Raw genomic sequence first — 17,947 nt, 5'->3', positions numbered from 1 at the left:
GCATCCGGTAAGCCCACAAACAAGGTGAGTAACACTGGTACCTCGAGTTGACGAAGGGTGGGGACCGACAGTTATGTTTTTTTGAAGTTTGTTTGCGAGGATTAACATTATTCGGTACTCTGATTTTCCCCACTTTCCGATAGATCGAGGAATGCCGTGGTGAATCGACGTGTTTCTTCGTGGACTTTCCTGTTACTGATGATCCTGGCCTGGACCACAATCCGGGCCGCCTGCGCTAAGCCGCGGGATATGTCTTCCTACACTTTGCGCGTTCATATCTTTCAGTCCAACTGGAACCCACACGCCGGAGCTTTTGGAGGCCAGGGCTCAGGTCTCGCTAACCTGATCGACGGGCAGGAGATACATGCGATCGATTTCACCTACGACTGCGCGATCAACTATATGAAGTCCGTTGGAAATCAGGCTTACTCCGCGAAATGGAAAAAACCGGGAAAGACGATTGAGCTCGTAGGCAACTCAATTGGCAATGAAAACAAGTCTGAAGCCTGCGAATTCAAGATCACTCTGCATGAATTTGTGTACGACGTGCAGAATGGAACCTTATCCACGTTCACCCCGGAACAATACAAGGTCCGGATTGGCGCTGCGCTTCCGAAGACAGGACCAATCGACACCGACATGAGTCACTATCCGGTGCGCCTGTCGATTCTCGCGATCGACTGGACGCCGCTGGTAAACGGAACGCGAACTGGCAGCGGACGCGGCAACATCATGACCGACTCGGGACTTTCTTCTGTGGATTTCACCACCAGTTGTGCCGTCACGCTCAAGGTCTCCGAGCAGGGCCGTTATTACGCCGGCCAATGGGCAACGGAAGGCTCTGTACTCACCCTTTTTCTGCGCACCGCTGGCGACAAGCCATCTTCGTTTTTGTGCACTCTCCAGACCAGCCTTCACACCGATATCTACATCCGGGAAGCATCTGGCGGAATCAAGGCCATCTCCGCTGACGAATACCGCCGGACCATCCTGAAAGTTACCACCCCAACGGTCGCAACTGCTCCAGAGAGTAATAAACCCGATGGTGCCTCTTCTGCTCCAGGGATCCCATCCGGCAATGACCCGCCAGGCCACGAAGTCACCCATCCGGAAGTTGTGACCGAACCGAATAAAAGCGGTGGTGCGAATTCGCTTACAGTATCCGCTCAGACGGTGTCCCTCTACCGCAGAGCTTGTGACGGAGGCTCCGCCACTGGCTGTAGAAATCTCGCTATCCTCTACTCGACTGGAAATGGCGTAGCGAAGGACTCTGGCTGGGCTGCGACTTACTATCGCAAAGGCTGCGAGAAAGGCGACGCGGGCTCGTGTACCAATCTCGGTCTCTTATACGCAAACGGTACGGGCGTGCCCCAGGATGACGCTCAGGCTGTAACACTCTACCGCAAGGCCTGTGATGCGGAGGACGCAACCGCCTGTAACAACCTGGGCCTGATGTTCATTAACGGGAAAGGCGTACCCAAGGACTTCGCTCAGGCTTTGGCCCTTTACCGTAAAGCCTGCGATGGTGGAATGGTTGCTAGTTGCAGCAATCTGGGCGTGATGTACGCCAATGGCGACGGAGTGCCTCGCGACTACACTCAGGCGGTCGCCCTTTATCGAAAGGCTTGCGACGCAGGCCTTTTCGGCCCTTGTGTCAACCTCGGCATCATGTACGAGAACGGAACCGGGATACCCAGGGATCATGACCAGGCAGTGTCTCTGTTCCGCAAGGCCTGCGACGGCGGCGTAGCCATCGGATGTAACAACCTCGGAGTCGTGTTAGAGAAAGAGAAGGGCGCAACAATCGCACCCCACTAGAGAGTCGCAGGCGCAAGCTGATCCGGCGTTTCAACAGCCCAGCTCAGATCGGAACCATCGACTGCTTTCTTTCCCATCTGCCCATCAGCAGCCCTCAACGTTGTAAACTCTCCCATGACGGGAAGGAAGTAGATGGAAACGACGGGTTGTGGCACGGCATTGATTACCCCCTTTCGCGGGGATGGCAGCGTTGACGATCGGGCGCTCTATGCGCTGGTGAACTGGCAGATCGACTCCGGCATCGATTTTCTGATGGCCTGCGGGTCCACAGGCGAGGCCGCCACGCTGGACGAAGGTGAATGGCTCAACGCCGTCCAGATCGTCGTTGAAGCCGCCGCGGGCCGCGTCCCGGTCTGGGCAGGATGCACCCACAACTCGACCCGGACACTCGTGAAGCGCGCCGAAAAGCTCGCCCGCATCCGCGGCCTGGATGCGGTGCTTTCGGCCAACCCCTACTACAACAAGCCCACGCAGGAGGGCCAGTACCAGCACTTCATGGCACTCGCCGAGACCGTCGCCCCGCTGCCTGTCGTGCTCTACAACGTGCCCGGCCGTACCGCGGTGAATCTCGAACCGGAAACAGTCGTGCGCCTCGCCGAAAACGCCTCAAATATCGAAGGCATCAAGGAAGCCAGCGGCAACCTCGCCCAGATCGCCACGCTGGTACATACGGTTCCCCAGGGCTTCAAGATCTTCTCCGGCGACGACAATCTGGCTCTCGCCGCAATCGGTATCGGAGCGCACGGGCTTTCGAGCGTCGCCTCCAATGAGATCCCCGCCGAGCTGACCAGGATGGTTCGCGCCGCGTTGCGCAACGACTGGCCACTGGCTCGCGAGATCGAGCGCAAGTACGCAAAGCTCTTCGAAGCTAACTTCTGGGAGTCGAACCCGGGCCCGGTCAAAACCATTCTCAGCCTGATGGGCCGCTGCGATGCCACGGTGCGCCTGCCGCTCGTCGCTCCTGACCGCGCCCTCAAACAGCGCCTGGAGCGCGTGGCCGGCGAAATCGGCCTGCTGAAGAACCTTATTCCCGACGGCGATATGAGGATGTTCTAGGAATTCTTCCCAATAAACGATTTCGTATTAAAAATCCATACGCCTTCCGTTTCCTCGTGTACAAAACCGCACATCGGAAGACACCTTTGCCCCTGCCGTAAGCATCTGATTGAAGTGGAATCCCGGAACAGTCCAGCGTTCGGGTCTCCCAAGGCAGAGGAGAAGTATGGTTGTTCAGAAGCAAAGCAGACGCCAAGGGTTGACGGGGTTGCATGTCGGAGACGGCAATGTGCAACAGCTATTCCCGCCTGATGTGCCGATCGTAGAACTTGAATTGGATCACCTAAGTATCGTATGTACTCTGGAACCGAACTTCTGGAATGGCGAGCCTGAAATCCATGACGACCGGTTGGTCTCCTGGCTCGAATCGAAGCGCATGAATGGCAAACTGGCCGCCACTCCTGCTCCGCTGGTGATGATCCCTTCGGGAGATCACGCCTTTCGCCTTCAGCCGATCGAACCAAGAGAGGTTCGCAACGCGAAGTTTCCAGTGACTTTTTCAGCCTGATTTGAATTTAGATAGTCTCGTAGTTCTTCTGAGGGGCGGGGAAACTCGCCCTTTTATTTGCATATTCAATTATAAGTAACGTAATGTACACGGTACTAAGGATATTCCTCAGTTACCAAATTGGACTTCCAATACCTTATTCCTCTTCTGGGACTTGCAAATGAGGACTATTGTGATTGCGAGCATCTTTTCATCCAATCATTTGTAGAACTGCATACACTCCATACTCAGACACCCTCGGAGGTGGACCATGGTAGTTTTGACGAAGCAGCGGCACTCCGGACATTCCGGAGGCATCGGGTTGCACGTCGGCGCGGTAAATGTGAGTGAGCACTTCCCGCCCGACGGCGAGTTGATTGAGCTTGAACTTGATCACCTGAGCATCGTTTGCACCCTGTCCGCCTCCTTCTGGTCGGACCAACCCGAAATTCATGATCAGCGGCTCAGCAGTTGGCTGGAAGCGAAACGCAATAGCGGCAAGCTGGGAGATCAGCCTTGCCCTGTTGCCATGATTCCCTGCGGCACACGCAAGTTTCGCCTGCAGCCGATGGAGGAAGCCGAGCCCGCCCAGGTGGCGCCGCGTGTGGTCGTTCCTGCCGCCCAGCTGGCCAGTCATGTCTCTGCGGTTCTTCCCACCCTTGTGCCGTCGCTGGACCGCCGCAAGTACACTGCCGGCCACGCCCCGGAGCGGCGCAGAGTTGCTAGACTGGTACACGATGAACGTGCATCCACTCCAGCGAACCATTGAGCATTATGTCAGCCATCCTGAAGTAGCGGCTGACTTTACCGTCCAGGCCAAAGCCCTTGAAGCATTCTTTTCTCTCCGCACAGCGCTCGAAGCGGGCGAACTTCGCTCCGCCGAACCGGACCCTGCCGCCCCAACCGGCTGGCGCGTTAACGCCTGGGTCAAGCAGGGCATCCTGCTCGGCTTCCGCCTTGGCGTTCTGATGGAATTGCCCGGCGATGGCCTCTCCTTCGTCGACAAGAACACCTATCCCGCTCGACGCTTCAGCTTGGAATCCGGCGTACGCATCGTGCCTGGCGGTTCCAGCGTCCGAGCCGGAGCTTACGTGGCAAAATCCGTCGTCTGCATGCCGCCGATGTACATCAACGTAGGCGCGTTTGTGGATAGCGGAACGATGGTCGATTCGCATGCCCTCGTCGGTTCCTGCGCGCAGATCGGCAAGCGCGTCCACCTCAGCGCCGCTGCCCAGGTCGGTGGCGTCCTTGAGCCGGTCAACGCCAGCCCCGTTGTGATTGAAGACGACGTACTGGTCGGCGGCAACTCCGGCGTGTACGAGGGCACCATCGTCCGCAAGGGCGCCGTGCTCGCAGCGGGAACGATCCTGACCCGCGGTACACCGGTCTTCGACCTGGTCAACGGTGCGATTCTCCGTGCCACTCCTGATCTCCCACTCATAATCCCCGAGAACGCGGTCGTCGTCCCCGGCTCCCGCGCCGTCACCAAAGGCAAGGGCGCCGAATGGGGCCTCAGCCTCTACTCCCCGGTCATCGTGAAGTACCGCGACGAGAAGACCGACCTCTCCACCACGCTCGAAGACCTGCTCCGCTAACACGCAAAACAAGCCCGATCGAAAGCACCGCCGGGGGAAATCCTCAGCGGTGCTTTTTTATTGAAACAAGTCCATTGACTTTCTATCCATAGACAATCTATATATAGGCCCATGGCCAAGAAAAATGACCTCCTGCCCGGCACATTGGACATGCTGATCCTGCAGACGCTGACTCGCGCACCTCTGCATGGATACGGCATCGCGCTCTCCATCAAGCGTCTCTCAGACGACGTGCTCACCGTGGAAGAAGGCTCACTCTATCCCGCCCTGCAACGGCTCCTGATCCAGGGCTGGGTCAAGGCGGAGTGGAAGATGACCGAGACCAACCGCCGCGCCCGCTACTACACGCTCACTGAAGATGGCCGCAAGCAGCTCGGCCTGGAACTCACCGAATTCGAGCGCATGATCTCCGCCATTGGCCGCGTCCTGCGCAACCCCGAAACCGATCCGCAGGAAGCATAAACCTCAGGAAGCATACACAGGAGGCATACGATGCGCACTCTCCTTCGCAAGCTGGCCATGCTTTTTCGTCGCGACCGCTTCCGCGCGGAGCTCGACGAAGAGATGAACTTCCATCGCGCCAACGCCCAGCGTGCATTCGAAGCCGAGGGCATGTCACCCGATGCCGCCCGCCGAGCCGCAGCACAACAGTTCGGCAACCCCACGCGCGTCCGCGAACAGAGCCACGAATCCATCAGCTTCCGCTTTGAAACCGTCGCCCAGGACCTGCGCTACGCTCTCCGCCAACTCATCGCAAACCCCGGCTTCGCCATCGTGCTCATCCTCACCCTGGGCCTCAGCATCGGCGCCAACAGCGCCATCTTCTCCGTCATCGACGGAGTGTTGCTGCGCTCGCTTCCCTACGCAGATCCCGACCGCATCGTCCGTGTCTACATCTCGAGCGAAGCCTATCCCCAGTTTCCCATAAACCCGTGGGATTTCCACGATCTGCGCGATCACACCCGCTCTTTCGAGTCGCTCGCCGCCTACGTTCACTACGACCTGCAGCTCTCTGGCTCAGGCGAGCCCGTACGTCTCTCCTCCTTCGCCGTTACCTCCGGCTTTTTTCATACTCTGGGGCTTCAGCCGCAGATCGGGAGCGAATTCGACTATCACGCCGAGGTCCCCGGCAACGACAGACAAGTTCTCCTCAGCGACCGTCTCTGGCGCAGCCGCTTCGCTGCCGATCCCGCCGTCATTGGCCGCAAAGTCACGCTGAACATGCGGCCTTACACCATCGTCGGAGTCATGCCCGCCGGAACCGCTCACCCCGGCAACAACTACCGGGCCGTCGCTTACGGCAGCAGTGTTGACATGTGGGTGCCCTTCTCTTTCGACGGCAAGCCCACTGAACGCGGCTCGCATTATCTCGACGTGATTGGCCGCCTTAAGCCGGGGGTATCACAGAGCCAGGGCCAACAGGAGCTGAATACGCTGCTCCACAGAATCTGGGCGGACATGTCGCCCGACCACACGTCGAGCAATACCTGGCACATTGTCACCGTGCCCCTCCTGGATGAAATCGTCGGCAGCAATCGAAACATGCTGCTCATTCTGCTGGGCGCCGTAGGCATGGTGCTGCTCATCGCCTGCACCAACGCGGCGAATTTACTGATGGCCCGTTCTGCTGCACGCCAGAAAGAGCTCTCCGTCCGGCTCGCCCTCGGTGCGGCGCGCAGCCGCCTCATCCGCCAGTTGCTCACCGAAAGCCTCCTCGTCGCCCTCGCCGCCGGAGCGTTGGGCGCCGTTCTGGCCGTCGCCGGTGTGCGCATCCTGGTTGCACTGCTACCGGCCGGCTTTCCACGCGCAGAAGAGATCCACGTCAACGGCCTCGTCTTCGCGTTCACCCTTGCCGTCTCAGCAGTCACCGGCATCTTGTTTGGACTGATCCCGGCAATCCAGGCGTCGAGGAACGACCCCGGCAAGGGCCTGCACGAAGGCGCCCGCGGCACCACCGGCAGCCGAGGCCAGAACCGCCTGCGTAGCGCGCTTGTCATCTCTGAGATCAGCCTTGCCTGCGTGCTGCTTGTCGGAGCAGGCCTGCTGCTGCGCAGCTTCCTCAACCAGCTTCAGCAGAACGCTGGCTTCACTCACGACCACGTCCTGACTGCCGTGATCTCCCTGCCACGCAACGACGGCAAGTACCAGAAAAACGCCGACGTTGTGCACTTCTTTGATCGCCTGCTTGCCGGTATCTCGGCACTGCCCGGGGTTGAAAACGCCGGTGTCGGCAGCGACCTTCCCTGGACCGGATACGACGACAACACCGGCTTCAGCATCGAAGGCAAGCACCCCGCTCCGGGCGAAGAGTTCCACGGCCGCTACCACTTCGCCACACCAGACTACTTCCGTGCACTCGGCACGCCGCTCATCCGCGGCCGTTTCTTCACCTCAGCGGACATAGAAGACGCACCGTACGCAATTCTCATCAACCAGGCTATGGCCAACTCCTACTGGCACGGTGAAGACCCCATCGGCAAACGCATCACCTTCGAAGACAAGCCAAAGCCCAAAGACTGGTTGACCGTCGTCGGCATCATTGGCAACGTGAAGGATACGCCATCCAGCGCGCAAGCCAAGCCAGCCTTCTGGTGGCCGCTCAGCCAAAGCCCCAATGGCGTTCCAGAAATGTCCGTTGTCCTGCGCTCCAACGGCGACTCAACAGCGTTAGCAGAAGAGCTCCGCGAACAGGTACGACTTCTCGACCCAGACCTGGCCGTCGCCAATCTCCAGCAGATGGACCAGATCGTAGGCCGCTCGCTCTCGCAGCCTCGCTTCATCTTCTTCCTGGTAAGCCTCTTCGCCGGCCTCGCCATCCTGCTCGCAGCCATCGGAATCTACGGTGTGCTTGCCTACTCCGTCTCACAACGCATGCCGGAGTTTGGCCTTCGCCTCGCTCTCGGAGCAGCCCCAGGCCACCTCCTACGCACCGTACTGCGACAGGCAGCGTGGTTAGCCTTCGCCGGAACAGCAGCAGGCATCGTGGTAGCGCTGGCTCTCGGCAGGCTCGTTCGAAGCCTCGTCTACAACGTAAGCCCCACCGACCCGCTCACCTTTGCAGCAGTAGCCACCATGGTGCTCACGGTTGCGCTCGTCGCCTGCTACCTGCCAGCCCGCCGAGCCACCACAGCCGATCCTATGACCACCCTGCGCACCGAGTAGACACACACATCAAGACCCGAGAGACACCGCCATGCGTCGAATTACCGAAACCTTCCGCAAGCTTTCGCTCCTCATCCACCGCCGCCGTTTCCGCAGCGAACTCGACGAAGAGATGGCCTACCATCGCACCGAAGCGGAACGCGAATTTGCCGCTGGCGGCATGTCCCCTGAAAAGGCGAGAGCAGTCGCACGCCGTCAGTTCGGCAACGAAACCCTGCTGCGCGAACGCAGTCACGAAGCCGTCAGCTTCCGCGTTGAGACCCTTGGTCAGGATGCGCGCTACGCCCTGCGCCAGATGAGGCGTTCACCGGGCTTCACGCTTGCTGTCGTGCTCACGCTCGCTCTCGGCGTCGGAGCCAACACTGCCATCTTCTCGCTAGTCCACGCCACGTTATTGCGTGCTCTCCCATACGCCCAGGCGGGAAGGATTCTCGCCATTGAAGACGAACGGATCACCGGCAGCTCCGCAGGCGGTATGACTGGCGTTCCACGTTACTTTGACTTAAAGGCACGAAGCAGGTCCTTCGATAGCCTCAGCTTCTTCTACTTCGAGCACCCAACCCTGATTGCCGGCACTCGCCTACCTGAGAACGTAGACGGCGTCGCGGCAACTGGCCAGTTCTGGCGTGTCTTCGGAGCCCATGCAATGATGGGGCGCACCTTCGACGAGCAGGACGACAGGCCCAAGGCACCCGGAGTCGTTGTTCTCAGTTACCGGGCCTGGCAGAGACTCTTCGGCGGGTCGCCCTCTGTCATCGGCAGTATCGTCACGATGGACAAACTGCCCACGACGATCATCGGTGTCATGCCCCGGGAATTCGAGTTCCCGAGTTCCACCGATGTCTGGCGTCCCACGCATTTCGCTGCCCCAGACTGGAGTCAGTACCGTGGCGACGGCGTCCGCTTCGCCCGTGTGTACGGGCGGCTGAAACCGGAAATCTCGCCCATGACCGCGCAGAATGAATTGCGGACCATCGGCAGCCTGCTGAGCACACAATACACAGAAAGCGACGCACAATGGCAGTTCCGCAGTGAAAGCCTGCGCGACAATCAGTACAAGACTCTCAGACCGGCTTTGCTGGTGCTGCTGGCGGCCTCTACAGCCCTACTGCTGATTGCCTGCATCAACGTCGCGAACCTCCTGCTGTCACGCGCCACGACGCGCCGCCGGGAAGTCGCCCTTCGTCACGCCCTTGGCGCATCACGGACGCGTCTGCTCCAGCAGCATCTTACCGAGAGCCTGTTGCTCGCGCTGCTCGGCGGCGGCACCGGGCTCGGCGTTACGTTTTTCATACTGCGTATAGCGGACACACGCCTGCCTGACGCTCTGCAACAGGCAGCATCCATCTCCACCGACTGGGCCGTCGTCTGGTTTGCGCTCGGTGTATCTGCACTCACCGGAATCGCATTTGGACTGGCTCCATCCTTCACACGGCGCAATGCCGAGATGAATGAATCCCTGAAAAGCGTCGAAGGCCGGATGGCAGGCCCCACAGGCAGCCGGCTGCGCGACAGCTTCATTGCTGTTCAGGTCGGACTTTCCCTGGTGTTGGTGGTGGGCGCCTGCCTCATGGTGCAGTCGCTTTGGAGGCTCACGCGAACCCCGCTGGGCTTTGACACCGATCACGTCCTGACCTTCCAGATCAAATTACCGTGGGGGGCGGATCAGGTTGCTATGAATCGCTTCTTTGCAGAGACGCAACGCCGGATGGAGCAGCTGCCTGGAGTGACCGCAGTAGGTCAGGCAACCGCTTTGCCCATGGATGGCTATAACTTTCAAAATAACTACGATGCCGACTGGCTGCCTCGCACTCCACATCAGGATTCCGTTCGCGCGGAAGTTCGCGCGATCGCGGGAGACTACCTCAAAGCACTCGGGATTCCGCTCTTAGCCGGTCGCGAGTTGCGCGAGCTGGACAGCGCTGTCCTCGTCAACCAGGAATTCGTCCGTCAGTACCTCAATGGGCAAAGTCCCCTCGGCCGTCACCTGATCTACGACAAGACTATGCAAGTCCAGATCGCAGGTGTGATCGGGAACACAAGAGGCACCACGGGCTCCATCGCGAACGATATCCGGCCGGAGATTTACTTTGCCGTGAACGGTGCACCCTCACGCTCTTTTGTGATTCGCTCCCAAATAGCGAGTAGCCAGCTGGAAAGCCTCGACCGAGCGATCCGCCAACAGGTCCATCAAGTCGACCCGCAACAAGCCGTCTCGAATGTGAGTACACTCGACAGCCTCAGGAACCAGTCCTTCGCCGAACCACAGCTCAACATGGCCCTCCTGGTAGGCTTCGCTGTCATTGCCTTGGCCCTGGCATGCGTCGGCATCTACGGTGTCATCGCCTACTCCGTCGCGCAACGCCGACAGGAGATCGGCGTGCGCATGGCCCTCGGCGCGACTCGCAGCCAGATCGCGGGCCTCTTTCTCGGCCGCTCAGCGATGGCCGCAGCCATCGGCCTCACTGGTGGTTCGCTAGCCGCGCTGATGCTGGTCCGCCTGCTGCGCAGCCAACTCTACGGCATCTCTCCCTACGATCCACTGACCTTCGTTGCGGCCATCGGATTGCTGCTCGTACCCGTATTGCTGGCCAGTCTGCGACCTGCATTGAAGGCCGCTTCCGTCAACCCTGTCGATGCGCTGCGTGCCGAGTAAATCCAGAGTTTCAGGAGATAGCTTATGAGCAAGTTGAGTGGACTCTTTCGTAAGCTGGGCATACTGTTTGGCCGCGACCGGTATCGCCGCGAGCTTGAAGAAGAGATGCGCTTTCACCGCACTGAAGCCGAGCACAGCTTCACCCAAGAAGGTATGTCCCCCGAGCACGCCCGGCAAGCAGCAGCACGCCAGTTCGGCAACGCCACTCTCCTCAAAGAACGCAGCCACGAAGCCATCAGCTTCCGCTTCGAGACTGTCCTGCAAGACCTCAACTACGCCCTTCGCCAGATGCGCAAAAGCCCCGGCTTCACGGCTCTGATATTACTCACGCTCGCGCTCGGCATCGGCGCATGCACAGCCGTCTTCAGCCTCGTCAATGCAGTGTTGCTGCGCTCACTTCCCTACGGCGATCCCGGCAGTCTCGTCTATCTCTACACACCCAACCCAAACATCCCTATACCTGCCGAAGTACTCGCCCCAGGCTATGCGGATTTCGCTGATCTCAAGCGGCAAAGCCAATCCTTTGCCAATATGACCGCTTTCGCGCAGGCCACCTTCAGCATATCCGCGCACAACTCGGTAGACCGCATTGGCGCGGCTCGCGTCGATAGCAACTTCTTCAACACGCTTCAGTCAGCGCCTCTGCTGGGCCGAACTATCATCAGCGACGATACGCAATCTGGCCACGACAAAGTCGCCGTCATCAGTCACGCTCTGTGGCAATCGATGTTCAATGGCGACGCGGACATCCTCACGCGCTCTGTGCAACTGGACGGCGTGAATTACAGAATCGTTGGCGTAATGAAGCCGGCCTTCGCCTACCCACAATTCTCCGACCTGCCCTACGGCACCGCCAGCATCAAAGCAACGCAAGTCTGGCTTCCGCTGGCACTCACACCGCAGCAGAGAACGAGCCGCGAGCCCGGCGACAACAACGCAATCGCCCGCCTGAAACCCGGCGTTTCCATGCAGCAGGCGCAAGCCGAAATGTCCGCCATCATGTCCCGCCTGGACAAGCTTCATACCGGCGTATTCCGTGGCAGTGGGGCCCTCATCGAGCACTTCCTGGATACAGCGATCGGGCCTGTTCAGCGACTGATGTGGATCCTCTTCGGCGCTGTATGTCTCGTCCTCCTCATCGCCTGCGGCAACGCAGCAAACCTGCTTCTCGCACGCGCCACCAACCGCATGCGGGAACTGAGTGTACGCGCAGCACTGGGCGCAGGACGAGGCCGCATCGTGCGCCAACTGCTCACTGAATCTTTGCTCATCGGCAGTGCAGCGAGCCTGCTCGGCATTGGACTCGCCTGGCTTTTCCTGCGCGCACTGCCACTACTTGATCCCGGCAACATTCCTCGTCTGAACACAGCATCACTGGATCTGCGAGTGCTGGCGTTCACACTGATTGTCGCCTTCGGAACCAGCGTTCTCACCGGTATCTTGCCTGCATTGGCCGTGTCGAAGCTAGGCCTCAATAACTTTCTCTCAAGCGGCAACAGCCGCTGTGTCGCAGGCAGCCATAGCCGTTCGCAGAGCGCTCTCATCATCGCTGAAACAGCGCTGGTAGTTGTGCTCCTGGCCTGCGCCGGACTCTTGCTGCGCAGCTACATCAACGTACAGTCTGTCGATACCGGTTTCTCGCAAGGCACAGTGACCATGACATTGTGGCCCGAGGCTCGATATCGCAATCAGCAGGCAGACCGTTCCCCATACTTCAAACCCCTCCTCGACAAGGTTCGTGCACTGCCCGGAGTCACTGCAGCAGGAGCAGTCAGCAATCTGCCGCTGAGCAACACGGAGAGCGTGGGCTTCTTTCAGGTCGAGGGGTATCCCAACGTCGATGGTCAACTAGTTGAAGGACGCTCCGTCACTCCGCAATATTTCTCCGCCATGAGCATCCCTCTCATCGCCGGTCGCGGGTTCACCGATAGCGATGCAAGTTACGGAACACAACCTACGATCGTCAATCAACGTTTCGTGCAAACCTACCTGGCTCATCGCAACCCCATCGGAGCGCGCATCAGCACCGACGACGATCATAAACAATGGAACACGATCATCGGTGTAGTCGCCGATGTTCGTCACTCAAACCTCGAAGAGCAGCCAAAACCGCAGGTGTATCACGCGAACTTCGACTTCGGTGAAGCCTCACTTGCAATACGATCCACGCTCCCTGCGCACACAATCGTTGACGAAGTTCGCTCCGTACTCAAAGCCGCGGCTCCGAACCTCGCCCTCACCGACATTCACACCATGGGCGATCTTGTTTCAGAGGCCAGCGCACAGCGCCGCTTTCAAACATCGCTGCTTGCAGTCTTTGCAGGCATGGCTCTGCTGCTGGCACTTGTCGGCATCTACGGTCTCATGGCATATTCCGTCACGCGACGTACGCAGGAGATGGGCATTCGCATGGCTCTCGGCGCACAACGCAACGACGTAGTCCTGCTCATTCTGCGCAACGCAGCATCCCTGCTCGGGATAGGACTCATCACCGGCCTTGCCTTTGCCTGGGCAGCAACACACGCCATTCGCTCGTTCCTCTTTGGACTAAGCGAACATGATCCCTTGACGATCGTCGCAGTGTGCGCATTGCTCGCCATTGGCGGCTTCGCGGCAGCATACCTACCTGCACGGCGCGCATCTTCGATCGATCCCATGCAGTCTTTACGCGCCGAATAAGGAACTAAGTTGGCCCGGAAACGTAGAGTTACACAGAGCTATCCGAGATGAAGATATCCAGCACATTCCGTAAGCTGTTTCTGCTTCTTCGCCGCGACCATTACCGACGCGAGTTGGAAGAAGAGATGCGCTTTCACCGCACTGAGGCAGAGCGCACCTTCACCAAAGCAGGTATGTCCTCCGAGCAAGCCCGTCGCGCAGCAGCACGTCAATTCGGCAACGTAACCCTACTCAAAGAACGCAGCCACGAAGTCATTCATTTCCGCCTGGAGACAGTCATGCAGGATATCCGCTACGCCCTTCGCACCCTCCGCCGCGACCGAACCTTCGTCATCGTCGCTGTGCTGATCCTCGCACTCGGCATCGGCGCGAACGTTGCCGTCTTCAGCGTCGTCAACACACTGCTGCTTCGCCCGCTTCCCTTCCCGCAAGCCGAGCGCCTCACCTGGCTTGAGCCCGGCAAGAACCTCGACCCCACACTCCGCGCGGCTGGCGGCCTCGGTGCGCAAACGTTCATCGTCGACGACTACGAAGCCTTCCAGCGCACCAACCAGTCCTTCAGCGAAGTCGCAGCCTACAACCCGTTCCTCGGTAACAGCGAGTACACGCTTACCGGTGTTGGTGAAGCACGCGGAGTGCAGGGCGTCATGGTCTCCGGCAACTTCTTTGAGACGCTCGGCGTGCAACCGGAGTTAGGTCGCCTCTTCGTCAAAGAAGAGTTGCAAAAGAACGGCCGCCCCGCAGTGCTACTGAGCCACGGCTATTGGGTAAGCCAGTTCCACAGCAACCCCGGCATCATTGGCCAGGCAGTGTCACTCAACAAGAAGCCCTTCACCATCATCGGCGTCATGCCCGCAGGCTTTGACTTCGGCTCTGTCTTCACCCCCGGCATGGACTTCGATGTCTTCACCCCCGCCGTCATGGACGAGATGCGTAGTTGGGGTAATACGCTCGCGGTCGTAGGCCGGCTGAAACCCGGCATCACCGTCGCTCAGGCTCAGGCCGAGTCCGACCTTCTCTTCAAGCAGATCAATCGCTCCCACGCCGACTACGATTTCTCGCCCACGCTCACTGCTCTAAAGGAGCACGTCAGCGGTAAGCTGCATGGCTCGATGATCATGATGTGGTCCGCCGTCGGCCTCGTGCTGCTCATCGTCTGCGTGAACCTTTCCAGCCTGCTCATCGCCCGTGCCAGCGCCCGCACGAAGGAGTTCGCGATGCGCATTGCGCTAGGCGCAGGACGCATCCGCCTCTTCCGCCAACTCCTCACGGAAAGCCTCGTGCTGGCTATCGCCGGCTCTTCTCTCGGCCTCGCCCTGGCATGGGCTATCACCCGCTACCTTGCGCATCAGGACGCCGTGGCTCTGCCTCTGCTGCATGATGTCCAAATCGACGCCACCGGTCTCCTCTGGACGCTGCTGCTCACTCTCCTCACCACCATCGCTCTTGGCTTGCTGCCCGGCATGAAGCTCGCCACCGGCAACGCCAGCCGCAATCTGCAGGAGTCGCTCAAAGGCACCGGCAAAGGCAATCAATCCAGCAATGGCGGCGAACGCATTCGCTCCAGTATGGTTGTTCTTCAGGTAGCTCTCTCCTGCGTGCTGCTCGTAGGCGCGGGCCTGTTGCTGCGCAGCTTCATCAATGCCCTCAACGTGGACATGGGCTTCGATGCCAGCCATGCCTCTGCCATGAAGATCGACATCAAGCAGGACGGCAGCGATGAAACCCGCTCCCAAACCCTGCAGGCGATGCTGCGCCAGGTCTCCGCAATACCCGGCGTCCAGGCCGCAGGCGAAGCCGACATGCTTCCCCTCGGCCGCAATCGAAGCTGGCAGTTCTGGGCAAAAGATAACGTCCCTCCCAAGGGCAAATTCGACGTAGCTCTTGTCCGCATCGTCACCCCCGGCTACCTCGCTGCCATTGGCATCCGCCTCGCCGAGGGCCGCGATTTCACTTGGCAGGACGGCCCGAAGCGCGAGAAGGTCGTCATCCTGAATCAGGCCGCGGCACGCCACTTCTGGCCCGGCAAAGATGCCCTCGGCCAGTTCGCCGTCCTCGACGGGGGTGACGCCGGTGCCGCACGCGTCGTCGGCATCGTACGGGACGTGACCCAGACCAGCCTCGAATCCGAAGCCGGCCCGGAGTTCTACATCCCCGTCGGACAATACCAGCCAGAAGGAGCCGAGCTCATCGTCCGTTCCTCGCTGCCCGCCTCCACACTCGCGCCTTCTGTCCTCGCAGCCCTGCGCACCGTCAACCCCGGCCAGCCCGCCACCGAACTTCGTCCGCTTTCAGAGACCGTGGATCGAGCCGTCTCTCCGCGCCGCTTCTTCCTCATGCTGGTCCTCAGCTTCGCCGCCCTGGGCCTCATCCTCGCGTCGCTTGGCATCTACGGCGCCATCTCCTACTCCGTCGTCCAGCGCACCCAGGAAATCGGCATCCGCATGGCTCTCGGCGCCACCACCCAACAGGTCCAGGCAAACATCTTGCGCAAGACCGCCGCGATGGCGGTCATCGGGGTCGCCATCGGCACCCTCGCGTCCTTCCTGTTTGCGCGAACCATCGAAGCACTCCTGTTCGGCACCGCCGCAACGGACGTCCTGACCTACGCAGGCGTCGTCCTCCTGCTCATTTCCGTATCCCTACTCGCCGGTTTCTTGCCGGCAAGGCGCGCTTCCCGGATCAATCCAATGACCGCACTGCGCGGCGAGTGAACGGCTTGACGGCACTCGTCGTCTATGCCGGGGTGGTAGCATGAGAGAGACGAGTGATGCAAACTAAAAAACTGAAAATAATCCCCCTGGGCGGATTAGGCGAGTTCGGTATGAACTGCCTGGCGCTGCGTTGGGAAGACGATATCATTGTCATCGATGCCGGACTCATGTTCCCCGAGTCCGAGCTTCTTGGCGTCGATATTGTCGTCCCCGATCTCACCTATCTCATTGAGAACAAGCAACATGTACGCGCCATCCTGCTCACCCACGGCCATGAGGACCACATCGGCGGCCTCCCGTGGATGCTCCAGGCCATCAAGGTTCCGGTCTACGCCACCGAGTTCACCCTCGCCTACGTCGACGGCAAACTCGAAGAGCACAAGCTCACCGACGTCGTCGAACTGATCGAGATCGAACCCAAGGTCAAGTTCACCATCGGGCCGTTCACCATCGAGCCGATCCGCGTGACGCATTCTTTGGTTGACTGCGTCGCATTCGCCATCGAGACCCCGGTCGGCGTCGTCATTCACACCGGCGACTTCAAGATCGACCTCTCCCCGCCGGACGGCAAGCCCTTCGACCTGCACACCTTCGCCGAATACGGCAAGCGCGGCGTCCTCGCCCTGCTGCAGGACTCGACCAACGTCGAGCGCAACGGCTATACACCCAGCGAATGGGCCGTCAAGCCACGCCTGGACGAAATCTTCTCCCGCACCAAGAAGAAGCTCTTCTTCAGCTGCTTCTCCTCCTCCATCTACCGCATCCGCATCGCGCTGGAGCTGGCCCGCACACACGGCCGTAAGGTCGCCATCATCGGCCGCTCCATGAACGAGAGCTCGGAGATTGCGCAGGACCTCGGCTACCTCGATATCCCGCCCGGCCTCATCATCCACCCCGGCCAGATCAAGGACTTCCCACCCGAGAAGCTGCTCATCATGATCAGCGGAACGCAAGGGGAGCCGATGTCCGCCCTCAGCCGAGCCGCCGTCAACACCCACAAGCAGGCGCATATCGATGCCGGCGACACCGTCCTGCTCAGCTCACGCGTCATCCCCGGCAACGAGAAGAGCATCTTCCGCGTCATCGACCACCTCACCCGCCGCGACGCCAACGTCATCTACGACGACGGCTCGCAGGGCCTCATTCACGTCAGCGGACACGGCAGCCAGGAAGAGATGCGCCTGCTCATCAACCTCGTCCGCCCGCAGTACTTCATCCCCGTCCACGGCGACTTCCGCTACCTCAAGAAACACGCCCAGGTCGCCACCGACACCGGCGCCATCGGCTCGGCCATCGTCATCGAAGACGGCGACGTACTCGAACTCGACAAGACCCAGGCCCGCAAGAACGGCAAAGTCACCGCCGGCCGCGTCCTCATCGACTCCGGCTCCAGCATTGACGTTGTCGAAGACCTCGTCATCAAGGACCGCCGCACTCTGTCGGAAGACGGCATCGTCCTCGCCGTACTCGCCCTCAACAAGCGCACCGGCAAGGTCGAGCAGTCCCCCGAAGTGATCATGCGCGGCTTCGGCGGGCAGGACATCACCGACGGCGCCCGCGACGTAGTCATGCGCAGCCTCGACGGCCTCAGCGTCGAAGAAAAAGCAGACTACGGCATGGTCAAAGAAAAGATCCGCGTAGAACTCAAACGCTACATCCAGAAAACCACCGGCCGCCGCCCCATGGTCATGCCGGTAGTTCTCGAAATCTGATTCACATCAACCAACCTGAAATGCCCTGCAGTCATGGCTTGATTCGCGGGGCATCTCAAATAAATTAA

Annotated in this window: 12 protein-coding genes; 11 read left to right on the top strand and 1 reads right to left on the bottom strand. The window is 59.9% G+C overall.

The window, feature by feature from the left end; translation table 11 throughout:
• Nucleotides 1-159: 159 nt before the first annotated feature.
• Complete coding sequence (locus AC5S27_RS06705; RefSeq protein WP_493933790.1) at nt 160-1,818, top strand: tetratricopeptide repeat protein; 1,659 nt, start codon at nt 160-162, stop codon at nt 1,816-1,818.
• Here the strand turns inward: AC5S27_RS06705 and AC5S27_RS06700 are convergent.
• Complete coding sequence (locus tag AC5S27_RS06700; RefSeq protein WP_493933789.1) at nt 1,815-1,973, bottom strand: hypothetical protein; 159 nt, start codon at nt 1,971-1,973, stop codon at nt 1,815-1,817. The two genes, AC5S27_RS06705 and AC5S27_RS06700, sit on opposite strands and share 4 nt — an antisense overlap.
• A gap of 4 nt (nt 1,974-1,977) precedes the next feature.
• Between AC5S27_RS06700 and dapA the strand changes: the two genes are divergently transcribed.
• The 10 genes from dapA to AC5S27_RS06650 all read left to right on the top strand — a co-directional run bounded on the left by dapA (nt 1,978) and on the right by AC5S27_RS06650 (nt 17,879).
• Nucleotides 1,978-2,874: a 4-hydroxy-tetrahydrodipicolinate synthase gene (gene dapA / locus AC5S27_RS06695; RefSeq protein WP_493933788.1), complete on the top strand. Its 897-nt coding sequence runs from the start codon at nt 1,978-1,980 to the stop codon at nt 2,872-2,874.
• A gap of 229 nt (nt 2,875-3,103) precedes the next feature.
• Nucleotides 3,104-3,382, top strand: coding sequence for a hypothetical protein (locus tag AC5S27_RS06690; protein ID WP_493933787.1), 279 nt, complete (start codon nt 3,104-3,106; stop codon nt 3,380-3,382).
• Nucleotides 3,383-3,632: 250 nt separating this feature from the next.
• Nucleotides 3,633-4,130: a hypothetical protein gene (locus tag AC5S27_RS06685; protein ID WP_493933786.1), complete on the top strand. Its 498-nt coding sequence runs from the start codon at nt 3,633-3,635 to the stop codon at nt 4,128-4,130.
• Nucleotides 4,099-4,956, top strand: coding sequence for a 2,3,4,5-tetrahydropyridine-2,6-dicarboxylate N-succinyltransferase (locus tag AC5S27_RS06680; RefSeq protein WP_493933785.1), 858 nt, complete (start codon nt 4,099-4,101; stop codon nt 4,954-4,956). Before AC5S27_RS06685 ends, AC5S27_RS06680 begins: the two co-directional genes overlap by 32 nt.
• A 111-nt stretch (nt 4,957-5,067) precedes the next feature.
• Nucleotides 5,068-5,418 carry a PadR family transcriptional regulator gene (locus tag AC5S27_RS06675; RefSeq protein ID WP_493933784.1) on the top strand — a complete coding sequence of 117 codons (351 nt, stop codon included), beginning with the start codon at nt 5,068-5,070 and terminating at the stop codon, nt 5,416-5,418.
• A 30-nt stretch (nt 5,419-5,448) separates the two neighbouring features.
• Complete coding sequence (locus tag AC5S27_RS06670) at nt 5,449-8,118, top strand: ABC transporter permease (RefSeq protein ID WP_493933783.1); 2,670 nt, start codon at nt 5,449-5,451, stop codon at nt 8,116-8,118.
• A gap of 31 nt (nt 8,119-8,149) precedes the next feature.
• Nucleotides 8,150-10,774 carry an ABC transporter permease gene (locus AC5S27_RS06665; RefSeq protein ID WP_493933782.1) on the top strand — a complete coding sequence of 875 codons (2,625 nt, stop codon included), beginning with the start codon at nt 8,150-8,152 and terminating at the stop codon, nt 10,772-10,774.
• A gap of 24 nt (nt 10,775-10,798) precedes the next feature.
• Nucleotides 10,799-13,453 carry an ABC transporter permease gene (locus tag AC5S27_RS06660; RefSeq protein WP_493933781.1) on the top strand — a complete coding sequence of 885 codons (2,655 nt, stop codon included), beginning with the start codon at nt 10,799-10,801 and terminating at the stop codon, nt 13,451-13,453.
• Between the two features lie 47 nt (nt 13,454-13,500).
• Nucleotides 13,501-16,167: an ABC transporter permease gene (locus AC5S27_RS06655; RefSeq protein WP_493933780.1), complete on the top strand. Its 2,667-nt coding sequence runs from the start codon at nt 13,501-13,503 to the stop codon at nt 16,165-16,167.
• A gap of 56 nt (nt 16,168-16,223) precedes the next feature.
• Nucleotides 16,224-17,879: a ribonuclease J gene (locus tag AC5S27_RS06650; protein ID WP_493933779.1), complete on the top strand. Its 1,656-nt coding sequence runs from the start codon at nt 16,224-16,226 to the stop codon at nt 17,877-17,879.
• Nucleotides 17,880-17,947 lie beyond the last annotated feature (68 nt).

The sequence above is a fragment of the Acidicapsa borealis genome, from assembly GCF_059115245.1.
The sequence above is the reverse complement of the archived record's forward strand: the minus strand, read 5'-3'. Positions and strand labels throughout refer to the sequence as shown.